This window comes from Pseudomonas trutticola BRTCR10 (assembly GCF_056155105.1).
This window is the reverse complement of sequence record NZ_CM149552.1, coordinates 2,252,126-2,263,582: the sequence shown is the minus strand read 5'-3', so window position 1 is coordinate 2,263,582 and position 11,457 is coordinate 2,252,126. Positions and strand designations below refer to the sequence as shown.

Here is an 11,457-nt window from a genome sequence, read left to right as displayed (position 1 = left end):
CAATTTGCAACAACCGCGTAATTGCCAGGGTTGGCGGCAACCTGTAGGGTCGCTTTTTTTTGCGCCGTTTCGAGATCAGTCATGCAGGATGCAACCCTTCCCCGCCCGGCCCTGCTGGGCATCGACCTTGGCACCACCAACAGCTTGATCGCCGTCTGGCAGGACGGTCAGGCGCGGTTGATTCCCAACGCCCTCGGCGATGTGTTGACCCCGTCGGTGGTCAGCCTCGACGAAGACGACACGATTCTGGTGGGCAAAGCCGCCCGCGCCCGCCTGACCACACACCCGGAGCGCAGCGCTGCGGCCTTCAAGCGGTTTATGGGCAGTGATAAACAAGTCGAACTCGGCAGTCGTCAGTTCAGCCCCGAGGAGCTTTCGGCGCTGGTGCTCGGCTCACTCAAGCAGGACGCCGAAGCTTTTCTTGGCCACCCCGTCTCGGAAGCGGTGATTTCCGTACCGGCGTATTTCAGTGACGAGCAACGCAAACGCACAATGTTTGCCGCTGAACTGGCCGGACTGTCCGTCACGCGCCTGATCAACGAGCCGACCGCCGCGGCCATGGCTTATGGGCTGCATGAACAGAAATTCGAACGCACGCTGATCTTCGATCTGGGCGGCGGCACCTTCGATGTCACGGTGCTGGAATACGCACTGCCGCTGATCGAGGTGCATGCGTCCACCGGCGACAATTTTCTCGGTGGCGAAGACTTCACCGCCGCGTTGCTGCAAGCCTGCCTCAAGGACTGGCAACTGACCCCTGCAACGGTCGACGCGCAAGCCATGGCCAGCCTTGGCGATGCGCTGGAGCAGCTCAAGTGCAAACTGGGCGAAGGCAGACAGCAAGTGAGCTGGCGGCACGCCGAGCAGACATTCGAGTGGTCGCTGGACGAAGCCGCTGCGGTGAAAATCTGGGAACCGCTGCTTGGCCGTTTGCGCGCACCGATCGAACAGGCCCTGCGCGATGCCCGGCTCAAGCCACGCGACCTCGACAGCCTGGTGCTGGTCGGAGGCGCCACGCGGATGCCGGCGGTGCAGCAATTGGTCGCCACGCTGTTCGGGCGCCTGCCTTACCGTCATCTTGATCCGGACACGATTGTTGCGCTTGGTGCGGCGACGCAAGCGGCGTGCAAGGCCCGCGATGGCGCGGTAGAAGAACTGATCCTGACCGATGTCTGCCCGTACACGCTGGGGATTTCGACCATGCGCGGCGATGACATCAAAGGCGCGTTCTCACCCATCATCGAACGCAACACCATCATTCCGACGTCACGCGTGGAGCGCTACCACACGACCTCGCCTAGGCAGGAGTTCATCCGCATTGCGGTTTATCAGGGTGAACGGCCGTGGGTGCGCGACAACATTTTCATCGACGCCTTCGATGTCACGCTGACACCCACCGATCACATCCAGGCGCTGGACGTGCGCTTCAGTTACGACATCAATGGTTTGCTCGAAGTCGACGTCACGTTGCTGGAAACCGGTGAACGCCATAGCCACAGCATCGACCGCAGCCCTACTGGGCTTGACGAGCAATCCCGCCAGGCCAGCCATGAACGCCTGACCAGCCTGAAAATACACCCCCGCGATGCCCTGCCCAACCGCACCCTGCTGGCGCGACTGGAACGTGCGTGGATGCAAAGCCTCGGCGACGACCGGCAGCGTATCGCCGAGTGGCTGGACAGTTTCACCTCGGTGCTGGGTGGTCAGCGATCGGAAGAAATCGCCAGCCACCGTTCACAACTCAACAAAGTTCTGGATGAGCTGCGTCTCTAGCCGTTGAGTCGACGCAACGCGGCCTGCAAACCACCGGATAACGTGTCCTCTCGATCACTGTCCGGTGGTACACCGTAGCGGTTGGGCAACTTCTCACCGGGAAAGCCGAACAGCACCAGCGGCAGAAATGGCAAGACCGGGGTCAGGCCGGCCAGAATCAGAAAGCTTGCAACACCTCGGCCCATGTCGTGCAGACGCCTCAGAATGGCACTGAGCATCAGCATCAGCGCCACTGCCAATACCACGAAAGCGGAAAACATCGAGCCACTGAACAAGGCCAGCAATGGCGTAAGCAGCACGATACCAATCACCTGACCGATAAATGCCTCGCGCCCCAGTCGTGTGCCAAGACGCCAGAACGCGGTTGCAGGCGTCGGCCGAGTGTCAGCCTTGGCCAAAAGCAAACGCTCTGACCACGACAGTAATGCACTAAAGGCAAAGCGTAAGCCGAGGCCATTGTGCGTGTTGTCCTTGGCCTGCTGCATGCGCATCAGGATTTTCTGTCGCGGCACCCCGGCGCTACCGTAACGCGCCATATCCTTGAGCACATCCAGCGCCAGGTAAAACGCGTCGGTGTAATCAACGCCGTCATCCTCCAGCACCTCACGCGGCGGGCGTGTGGGTTCACCTTTGATCAGACTGTGGCGGAATCCATCGAACCAATCCTGTGGATTGACGACTTCGGTGATGCTCTCAAGCAGGTATTTGCGCTGTTGCGCATTGAGCAGCGGATCGTGATACAGCACCCCAGCCAACAGCATGCGACCGAGCAAATCCTCATTGAAATGGCTGATGTCGCTGCGCATGCACTCGTACAAACGGTCATTGCTCAACAGCCTTGCGCTGTCGAGCGCTTCCTGGACGCTGAACAATTTACGCGCGAGCAAGGCATGCACCGGGTCGGCTGCTTGCAGCCAGCCCAGCAGGCCACTGGCGCTGCCCTGCTCGCGATTCAATCGACACAGCAGCGGCTGCAAACGCGCCAATGGATGCTCACGCGCAACGCTCATCGAATCAATGCAGTGCGCCGATTGCGCACCCAGCCAACGTGTCGGCTCGTCGAGGGTTGCCAGCAAGTACAGCGCCTGACGATGCCATTCCCAGACGGCGCCAGGGTTATCGATGGCCGGCAGTAGCATGCCTTGCTCGGCCAACTGCGCTTGCAGCTTCAAGCCATCGAGCACGACGTCGCGCTTGCTCAGACTGAATGCTTCGTCCAGCCGGGCCAGCGACCGCGTGTCATAGGCTCGCAAACGGCGCATCCACAGCAGGCTGAGCTCCAGCGGCTCGCCCTTTTGCAGTTCCGGCGGCAGCTGCACCGATTCTTCGCTGGTCAGAAACGCATGCAAGGCACGCGGAATGGGGGCCTGGGTCAACCAGCAGATCTGTTGATCGGCTTGGTACTTGAAGCCTTCCAGCACCAGCTGATCAAGAATCTCAGGAGCCTCTGGCGCATCCATGACGCGTTGCAGCAAGGGCACATCGCCGCGGTGCAAAGCCCAGGCGTGCTGGTACAGCACCTGAAGTGCCGGGTCGTCGCTGGCAATAATCAGCCACGCCAGCAAAGGTAGTTCGTCACCGCTGATGCGCCACTCGACAAAGGCATCGGCGATGCCCTGCAAGTCCAGCTGCCGCGCGCGAAACCAGCGCCCCAAGGTTTCCGGACGCTGCGAAGGACTGCCATATTCCTGGGTGACATCACTGAGGTCAGCGGACCAGTCGCGGAAGTTTTCCAGACGATCAAACGCCTGGATAAGCAGCGGCAAGCGCTGTGGTTGATGACGCGCGCACAGATCCAGCAACCAAGTGGCGGCCTTGGGATGGTGATGCTCTCGCCAGAGTTGCACCCAGGCCTGAAGCGCCAACTCTTCCATGCCCAGCGCACTGCGCTGACAGGCCAGCAGATAAAGCCAGTCAACGTCGTCCGGCGCCAGCCGATGCTGCTCACTGATGATGTCGAGAAAGTCTTTACTGGCAATGCCGGCCTGACTGAACTGGATCGCCAGACGTTGCACCAGCGCATCATCGGCAGGCAGCGGGATACAGGTGTGCAGGCTGGCGAAATAGCGGAAATCGTCGAGCGAAGCGTTATGGTGAAGATGATTCAGCGTGCGCACATACCAGAGCGCTTCCAACTGCGCGACGACGGGCCAATGGCACATCAACGACGTGTCGAACGGGTCCGGTGCGGCTATCCGCTTCAAGAACTCATCGACATGTCGGGCGCTGTCGAAAGCCAGATCGAGCATCCGGCTCGCCCAGCCCAGGCGCTGCGCCAACAAGCGTGCGCAGGCGTGGGAAATCGGTCCAGCGTCGAGCAACTCACGCAACAATGGCCAGCAAACATCGTCCAACACGTCCAGAGGCAGGCGATCCAACTCAAGGTTGAATGCCTGCCAGGCTGCAGGACTGAAGCGACGTGTCGGATCGATCAGCAGCGCTTCGAAATCTGCCAATGTCTGGTCGGCAGGACTCGCCTCGTCATCGACTGGTTCGCCTGCCTCGTCCGGCTGCTCACGGGCGAAACGCATTGCTAGCTCGTACGCTTCGCGCAATGCCTGAAATCCTTCCGGATCGGTTTCAGGATGATGTTGCGGCAAGCGCGCGCGATAGGCGCCGCGAATGACGTCATTGTCTTTGGTGGGCTCGATACCCAAGCGAATCCAGCAGCTCATGACCAGTCGAACTCCCCTAATGAGTCGGGCCTTTCAGGCAGATGCAAGGGCATGTCCCAGGGCAACTGGGCAAAGAATTCGCGGGCATCGCGATCAAGCTTTCTGATGACCACCGTGGTGCCGATGTAGTCGCCTTGCCGATCGTATTCGTGGGCAAGTTCCTCATCTTTATTGCCCAGGCAATGCCAGAAGGCTTTACCGATGACAAAGCCATTCAGGTAACTCGTCCAACTGTCGTAGTAGTACCGCGCACGCGCCGCCATGCGGCCGTGCAGCCAGAGACTTTCGGTGAGATCGATCCAGCCGTGCAGCACCGCCGAGCGCAGCAGAAAGCCCATTCGGCCAATGTCCCAGGCGCGAATACCGCCAGAGCCACACTCGCCGAACGTACGGCTGGCCAACTCATAAAAGGCGCGCTGGCGGGTATCCAGCGTGTCTAGCAAGGCTTGCCATTCAGACGGCAGACAACGTTCCCACTGTCGGTAGGCTTCGTTCAAAGAGGTCGCGTGCCCGGTGTCGGCCGTGCTCAACATGTCGAGCAATTGCGCGCGCGTGGTAATGCCCCAGCCGCCTTCGACATCGACGTGTTTGAGGTCGAAGCAGTAAGTGGGGGCGGCGTAGTCGGCATCGGGATTGAGGGCGACCAAAGGCGCAGAAAGCGCGTATAGCCAGCGCTGTTCCATTTCGTCCATGAACAAAGGCTCCGGGCCAGCGGAAATGAGAGAGTGCCGGCCTTGTTGGCGCGGATTGTAAAGAGCCGTAGCCGCAGCGGCAAACAGTGCGTGCGGTTTTCCTGCGCGCATAAAAAAGGCCCCGACGTATCGGGGCCTTCATTCAGCGGCTCAGCGCTTGATCAGACGATTGTGTATCTGCCTGTGATCAATGCTGCAGAACCGGTTGCTGCGTCCCGTTGATCGGGATGCGTTTGGCTTTCGCTTCTTCCGGGATCACCCGCAACAGGTCGATGCTCAGCAGACCGTTGCTCAGGCCGGCGGCCTTGATTTCGATGTGATCGGCCAGACGGAAGGACAGCTTGAACGCACGCTGGGCAATGCCCTGGTGCAGGAAGGTTACGCCTTCGTTGGCATCACGCTTGCCGCCACTGATGGTCAGCACACCCTTCTCGACTTGCAGCTCCAGGTCTTCTTCCTGGAAACCGGCTGCCGCCACGACGATGCGGTATTGGTCGTCGCCGTGTTTTTCAACGTTGTAGGGTGGATAGGTGCTGCCTGGCTCATTGCGCAGGGCGGTTTCGAACAGGTCGTTGAAACGGTCGAAACCTACCGAGGAACGGAACAGTGGCGCGAGGGAAAATGCAGTACTCATGGTTCAAATCTCCTGAAAACAATCAGCAAGGTTTTATGTCTCCGCGACCCGAATTCGGCATCGCGTAACCCTTAGATAGGGACCGCTGAAATGATTTCAAGAGATTATTTGCAGATTTTTTTCAGGCCGCTTCGGCGACCGGCAGACCAAGCAAACGCGAGACCTGATCAGGTTCCGTCTCGCGGCGCAGGACGGTGAACAGCTCGGTGGCTTCGGGATAATTGCGCGTCAGCATGGCCAGCCATTGCTTCAAACGACCCGGCGATTGGCGCGCAGTCATCTGCGCTTTGGCCTGTAGCCAGAAGTCCTGGATCAGCGGCAGCAGCTCGGTCCAGGTCATTTCCACGACCTCTTCACCGGCGCGTGCGGCAGCGATTTGTTTGGCCAGATCCGGGCGCGAGACCAGACCGCGACCGAGCATGATGTCTTCCACGCCGCTGATTTCGCGGCAACGGCGCCAGTCTTCGACGCTCCAGATATCGCCGTTGGCGAACACTGGCACCTTGACCACGTCCTGCACGCGCGGGATCCACTCCCAGTGCGCCGGCGGCTTGTAGCCATCCATTTTGGTTCGGGCGTGAACCACGATGTGTTCGGCGCCGCCCTCGGCCAGTGCCGTCGCACAGACCAGCGAACCGTCCGGGCTGTCGAAGCCCAGGCGCATCTTGGCAGTGACGGGAATATGCGCCGGTACGGCACGACGCACGCGCTCGACGATCTGGTTGAGCAGTTCAGGCTCCTTGAGCAGCACTGCACCGCCACGGGACTTGTTCACGGTCTTGGCCGGGCAGCCGAAGTTGAGGTCGATCACTTCGGAACCGAGCTCGCAGGCCAGCGCCGCGTTTTCCGCCAGACACACCGGGTCAGAACCCAACAATTGCACGCGCAGCGGCACGCCGGAACGGGTGCGCGCGCCGTTGAGCAACTCCGGACCGAACTTGTGGAAGTAGGCCGGGGTGAGCAACTGGTCGTTGACCCGAATGAATTCAGTGACGCACCAGTCGATGCCGCCAACGCGGGTCAGCACGTCGCGCAGGATGTCGTCGACCAACCCTTCCATGGGCGCCAGAGCAATTTGCATGGGGAAAACACTACTTAAGGAAAAAACGTGCGGCAGTTTACTGGATATCGCAAGAAATCGCAGAAACCTTGTGGGAGCGAGCCTGCTCGCGATCGCGGTGCTTCAGTCACATGCGCATCGGCTGACATAGCGCAATCGCGAGCAGGCTCGCTCCTACAGTTTAGATTTGGACAGATTCTGAGGGCTGGATCGCCGGGCCATAGCCTTCGATGAACTCGGCCGGCATGCGCTTGGGTTTGCCAGTGGACAATTCAATGCAGACAAACGTGGTCTGCGCGCGCAGCAGTGTGGTGTTATCGCTTGGACGCTTTAGCTGGAAATGCCGGGTCATTTTCAGGCGCTGGTCCCAATCGACGATCCAGGTCGCCAACTGCAGTTCGTCGCCTTCATAGGCAGCGGCCAGATAATCGATCTCGTGGCGCACCACCGCCATCGCCCGGTCCAGGCGCCGGTACTCGACCAGATCCAGCCCCAGACGCTGCGAATGACGCCAGGCGCAGCGTTCGAGCCAGGTCACATAGACCGCGTTATTCGCGTGGCCCAGCCCGTCGATGTCCTCGGCGCCCACTTGCAGATCAATGGTAAACGGCGTTGCCCGATCCCAGCCCATGCCCCACTCCCGGTCAATTTATTCAACCGGGGCAGTGTAACGGAGCTCACGCCGATTGGCGCGCCTGAAGGCTGCGGCCCGCCAGCAGTGATAACACGCCATCAATCACCCGAGGGTCGGCCAGCACGCGCTGATGACCACCGCTTTCGAGGCGCAGCAAACGGCTGTCGAACCAGGATTCGTGAATCAGTTGCGATTCTTTGACCGAGACGAAATTGTCGTCCTCGGCGTGCACGATCAGGCCGGGCATATCCAGTTGATAGTGGGCTACATCGAGGGTGGCAGCGCGCATGCCGACATCCTGTTCGACCTGACGGATGAAAGCGGAACGCGCTCGTGGCGGCATCCCCACGTAACGAGCAAAACCCCGCAGCACACCGAGGATGCGAGCAGGAGCGGCAATGCTGACGAGGGTTTCGGTGCGCAGGCCCAATTGCACGGCGAGCATCGCACTGGCGCCACCCATGGAGTGGCCGATGACGGCTTGCAAGGGCGGCAGTTCGGCGGCGGCTTCGAGCATGGCGCGGGCGAACAGTACAACATTGGCCTCACGTCCCGGCGACCGACCGTGGGCCGGGCCATCGAGTGCGACGACGGTGTATCCAGCTTCAACCAGCGCGGTGATCAATGCAGCGAATTGGGTTGGCCGCCCTTCCCAGCCGTGCATCAGCAATACGGTCGGGCCTTGCCCCCAGCGCAGCGCCGATAAACCAAAACGCAAGGTGATCCGTTCGGAATTGGCCAGTAATGGCAACTCCCAATCCCGCAGCGGCAAAGCTCGCGGCGTCATGAACGCCAGACGCATTTTGCTTGCTACCTGTTTCGGTGCAATCCAGCCCAAGGTGCCATTTACGCCACGAATCCACTTCAACGTGTTCATCGCTCTCTCCTCAGGCGTGTTGCCTTCAGGTCAACGCACCGCCGACTTGGCAGCGCGCAGCAATCGATCGGACAAATCTCCAGGGCCAAGCGCTCTTGCGAGGGCCAGACCACCCACCATCAAGGCCACGTCGGCCAGGGCTTTGTCGGTGTCCTCAGGGCTGGACGCCAACTGCGCAATCATCAATTCCAAGTGTTCGTTGAGCGCGATTCGGAACGAGTCCGGTAAGCGACCCAGCTCACCGATGGACGCCGGAATCGGGCACGCCGCGTCACTGGAATCGCGGTGCTTGCGCGACAGGTAGAACGCTGCGACCAGCGCGCGACGTTCTTCGCCAGTCAGTTCGGCATCCATGTCGGCAATCAGGTCGCGGCGGCGCCCCAGCAATTGCTTGAACGCTTCGAGCATCATCGCGTCCTTGCTTTCGAAGTGCGCGTAGAAGCCACCGACGGTCAGGCCGGCCGCGCCCATCACTTCGCCCACGCTAGGGTCTGCGGGGCCACGCTGAATCAGTGCGGCGCTGGCAGCCTTGAGGATGCGTTCGCGGGTTTGAGCTTTTTTATCGTTCATCGTTGCCTCCGAATATTACGACTAGAATATTATTCGCATAATAATATTCTGCAAGTCAAGGATATGACCGCTGGTCTGAAGCACAGTGTAAGGAAAAAGGAGAGTTGGCCAAACGCCAGACAAACAAAAGGGCCATTCAATAATTGAATGACCCTTATAAAATCCCGCAGAGCGGGTAATCGTGGCGTCCCCTAGGGGACTCGAACCCCTGTTACCGCCGTGAAAGGGCGGTGTCCTAGGCCACTAGACGAAGGGGACACAAACCCTTCTATACAACTGATCAGTGCTGAGAGCTGATCGATTCAAGGCCGGTGTGGCCAGACCTTGAACTTGTAAAATTGGTGGAGCTAAGCGGGATCGAACCGCTGACCTCCTGCATGCCATGCAGGCGCTCTCCCAGCTGAGCTATAGCCCCGGATTTTTCGCCTCGCGGCGGAGCGACATCTTGCAACATCGCTTCTGTAAAACTGGCGTCCCCTAGGGGACTCGAACCCCTGTTACCGCCGTGAAAGGGCGGTGTCCTAGGCCACTAGACGAAGGGGACGCAAACCCTTCTATACAACTGATCAACGCTGAGTGTTGATCGCTTCGAAGCCGGTGTGGCCAGGCTTCGAAGTGTAAATTGGTGGAGCTAGACGGGATCGAACCGTCGACCTCTTGCATGCCATGCAAGCGCTCTCCCAGCTGAGCTATAGCCCCTCATCGTTGATGTCATCGCTGAGGACGGGGCGAATCTTAAGGGCGTATCGGAGGGCTGTCAAACTTATTTTTAAAATATTTCAAAGTTTTTTGCCGACATAACAATCACTTACCGCCCTCCCCCCGAAAATCCGGGGGAAAAACGCCGAAGGCCGGAATCAAACGATCCCGGCCTTCGGTTGTTCCTGCAGAGTCAGGCGTGCTTAAGCGATAGCGCCCAGCAGCTTTTCCCACTCTTTGTTTTCTTTCTTCGACACGCCGCCCAGCAGGTCAATCGCCTGACGCAGACGGAAACGGGTCAGGTCCGGGCCGATGATTTCCATGGCATCGAGCACCGACACCGAACTCGCCTGCCCGGTAATCGCGGCAAACATCAGCGGCATTGCATCACGCAGTTTCAGCTCGAGGGATTCAACCACCGCCTGAATCGTCGCGGTGATGTTGTCTTTTTCCCACTGACGCAGGCTTTCCAGCTTCCACAGGATCAATTGCATCAACTGGCGAACCTGATCACCGGAAAGTTTCTTCGACTCGAACAGCTTGGCATCCGGATTGACGCCGCCGGCGAAGAAGAACCCGCCCAGCGGTGCAACCTGGCTGAAGGTTTCAACACGACCCTGCACCAGCGGCGCGATCTTCATCATGTATTCCGGGTTCAACGCCCAGGTCTGCAAACGGCTGGCGAACTCTTCCACCGGCAGATCACGCAGCCACTGGCCGTTGAGCCACGACAGCTTCTCGATGTCGAAGATCGGCCCGCCGAGGGAAACACGTTTGAGGTCGAAGTTGTCGACCATTTCCTGCAACGAGAACTTCTCGCGCTCGTCCGGCATCGACCAGCCCATGCGGCCGAGGTAGTTGAGCATCGCTTCCGGCATGAAGCCCATGCGCTCGTAGAACGTCACCGAGGTCGGGTTCTTGCGCTTGGACAGCTTGCTCTTGTCCGGGTTACGCAGCAGCGGCATGTAACACAGCTCCGGTTGCTCCCAACCGAAGTACTCGTACAGCAGAATCAGTTTCGGCGCCGACGGCAGCCATTCTTCGCCACGCAGAACGTGGGTGATGCCCATCAGGTGGTCGTCGACCACGTTGGCGAGGAAATAGGTCGGCAGGCCGTCGGTCTTCATCAGCACTTGCATGTCCATGCGATCCCACGGGATCTCGACATCGCCACGCAGCATGTCCGGCACCACGCAGACGCCTTCGCTCGGCACTTTCATGCGGATCACGTGCGGCTCGCCAGCGGCCAGACGGGCAGCGACTTCTTCCTTCGACAACAACAGCGCGCGGCCGTCGTAACGCGGGGTTTCGCCGCGAGCCATTTGCTCGGCGCGCATCTGGTCCAGTTCTTCAGCGGTGCAGAAGCACGGGAACGCGTGGCCCATGTCGACCAGTTGCTGGCAATATTTCTGATAGATATCGCCGCGCTCGCTCTGACGGTACGGACCGTGCGGACCGCCAACGTCCGGGCCTTCGCTCCAGTCGATACCGAGCCAGCGCAGGGCGTCGAAGATCTGCTGTTCGGACTCGCGAGTCGAACGCAACTGGTCGGTGTCTTCGATGCGCAGGATGAACTCACCGCCATGCTGCTTGGCAAAGCAGTAGTTGAACAATGCGATGTAAGCGGTACCTACGTGGGGGTCCCCGGTAGGCGATGGCGCGATGCGAGTGCGGACGGTGGTCATGGCATGTCTCGAAAAGAATGAAAAGCAAAACAATCAAGCGGCGAATGGTAACAGGCGACACCCGCCCCGCTCCAGCGGGCAGGGCATTTAAGCCAAGTTTGCGGCTGGAACGCCCATAGACCGCGGTGAATGGCCGAATATCAACAGATGGCATTTAC

The 11,457-nt window shown here is 59.8% G+C and carries 9 protein-coding genes and 4 tRNA genes; 1 reads left to right on the top strand and 12 read right to left on the bottom strand.

Features of this window, described 5'->3' with window-relative positions; all coding sequences use genetic code 11:
• Positions 1 to 81: 81 nt before the first annotated feature.
• Positions 82 to 1,773 carry an Hsp70 family protein gene (locus tag ACVVH8_RS10055; protein WP_475229796.1) on the top strand — a complete coding sequence of 564 codons (1,692 nt, stop codon included), beginning with the start codon at positions 82 to 84 and terminating at the stop codon, positions 1,771 to 1,773.
• On the opposite strand, the gene ACVVH8_RS10050 is transcribed toward ACVVH8_RS10055, so the two are convergent.
• The 12 genes from ACVVH8_RS10050 to gltX form a co-directional block, all read right to left on the bottom strand.
• Positions 1,770 to 4,448, bottom strand: coding sequence for a DUF805 domain-containing protein (locus ACVVH8_RS10050; protein ID WP_475229793.1), 2,679 nt, complete (start codon positions 4,446 to 4,448; stop codon positions 1,770 to 1,772). The two genes, ACVVH8_RS10055 and ACVVH8_RS10050, sit on opposite strands and share 4 nt — an antisense overlap.
• Positions 4,445 to 5,140, bottom strand: coding sequence for a DUF1266 domain-containing protein (locus ACVVH8_RS10045; protein WP_213028125.1), 696 nt, complete (start codon positions 5,138 to 5,140; stop codon positions 4,445 to 4,447). Before ACVVH8_RS10045 ends, ACVVH8_RS10050 begins: the two co-directional genes overlap by 4 nt.
• Positions 5,141 to 5,327: 187 nt before the next feature.
• A complete protein-coding gene (locus ACVVH8_RS10040; protein ID WP_103304855.1) occupies positions 5,328 to 5,774 on the bottom strand; it encodes an Hsp20 family protein in 447 nt (148 codons plus the stop codon).
• A 121-nt stretch (positions 5,775 to 5,895) separates the two neighbouring features.
• Positions 5,896 to 6,855 (bottom strand): tRNA dihydrouridine synthase, encoded by a 960-nt coding sequence (locus ACVVH8_RS10035; protein ID WP_475229790.1) that lies wholly within the window; start codon positions 6,853 to 6,855, stop codon positions 5,896 to 5,898.
• 160 nt (positions 6,856 to 7,015) lie between these two features.
• On the bottom strand, positions 7,016 to 7,465 hold the full coding sequence (locus ACVVH8_RS10030; RefSeq protein WP_103304853.1) for an acyl-CoA thioesterase: 450 nt from the start codon (positions 7,463 to 7,465) through the stop codon (positions 7,016 to 7,018).
• Between the two features lie 46 nt (positions 7,466 to 7,511).
• Complete coding sequence (locus tag ACVVH8_RS10025; RefSeq protein ID WP_103304852.1) at positions 7,512 to 8,345, bottom strand: alpha/beta fold hydrolase; 834 nt, start codon at positions 8,343 to 8,345, stop codon at positions 7,512 to 7,514.
• 30 nt (positions 8,346 to 8,375) lie between these two features.
• Entirely contained in the window at positions 8,376 to 8,915 is a 540-nt protein-coding gene (locus tag ACVVH8_RS10020; RefSeq protein ID WP_103304851.1) for a TetR/AcrR family transcriptional regulator, read from the bottom strand.
• A gap of 182 nt (positions 8,916 to 9,097) precedes the next feature.
• Positions 9,098 to 9,173 (bottom strand) — tRNA-Glu (locus ACVVH8_RS10015).
• Positions 9,174 to 9,254: 81 nt separating this feature from the next.
• Positions 9,255 to 9,330 (bottom strand) — tRNA-Ala (locus tag ACVVH8_RS10010).
• 53 nt (positions 9,331 to 9,383) lie between these two features.
• Positions 9,384 to 9,459: transfer RNA gene (locus ACVVH8_RS10005), tRNA-Glu, on the bottom strand.
• Between the two features lie 79 nt (positions 9,460 to 9,538).
• Positions 9,539 to 9,614: transfer RNA gene (locus tag ACVVH8_RS10000), tRNA-Ala, on the bottom strand.
• 203 nt (positions 9,615 to 9,817) lie between these two features.
• Positions 9,818 to 11,299, bottom strand: a complete 1,482-nt coding sequence (gltX, locus tag ACVVH8_RS09995; RefSeq protein ID WP_105705073.1) for a glutamate--tRNA ligase — start codon at positions 11,297 to 11,299, stop codon at positions 9,818 to 9,820.
• Between the last annotated feature and the right edge of the window lie 158 nt (positions 11,300 to 11,457).

Bases quoted from the DNA above. Each gene is read 5' to 3' on its own strand.
- ACVVH8_RS10040 (WP_103304855.1), bottom strand. From the start codon at position 5,774: ATGAGTACTGCATTTTCCCTCGCGCCACTGTTCCGTTCCTCGGTAGGT.
- ACVVH8_RS10020 (WP_103304851.1), bottom strand. From the start codon at position 8,915: ATGAACGATAAAAAAGCTCAAACCCGCGAACGCATCCTCAAGGCTGCC.
- ACVVH8_RS10045 (WP_213028125.1), bottom strand. From the start codon at position 5,140: ATGGACGAAATGGAACAGCGCTGGCTATACGCGCTTTCTGCGCCTTTG.
- ACVVH8_RS10035 (WP_475229790.1), bottom strand. From the start codon at position 6,855: ATGCAAATTGCTCTGGCGCCCATGGAAGGGTTGGTCGACGACATCCTG.
- ACVVH8_RS10055 (WP_475229796.1), top strand. From the start codon at position 82: ATGCAGGATGCAACCCTTCCCCGCCCGGCCCTGCTGGGCATCGACCTT.
- ACVVH8_RS10050 (WP_475229793.1), bottom strand. From the start codon at position 4,448: ATGAGCTGCTGGATTCGCTTGGGTATCGAGCCCACCAAAGACAATGAC.
- ACVVH8_RS10030 (WP_103304853.1), bottom strand. From the start codon at position 7,465: ATGGGCTGGGATCGGGCAACGCCGTTTACCATTGATCTGCAAGTGGGC.
- gltX (WP_105705073.1), bottom strand. From the start codon at position 11,299: ATGACCACCGTCCGCACTCGCATCGCGCCATCGCCTACCGGGGACCCC.
- ACVVH8_RS10025 (WP_103304852.1), bottom strand. From the start codon at position 8,345: ATGAACACGTTGAAGTGGATTCGTGGCGTAAATGGCACCTTGGGCTGG.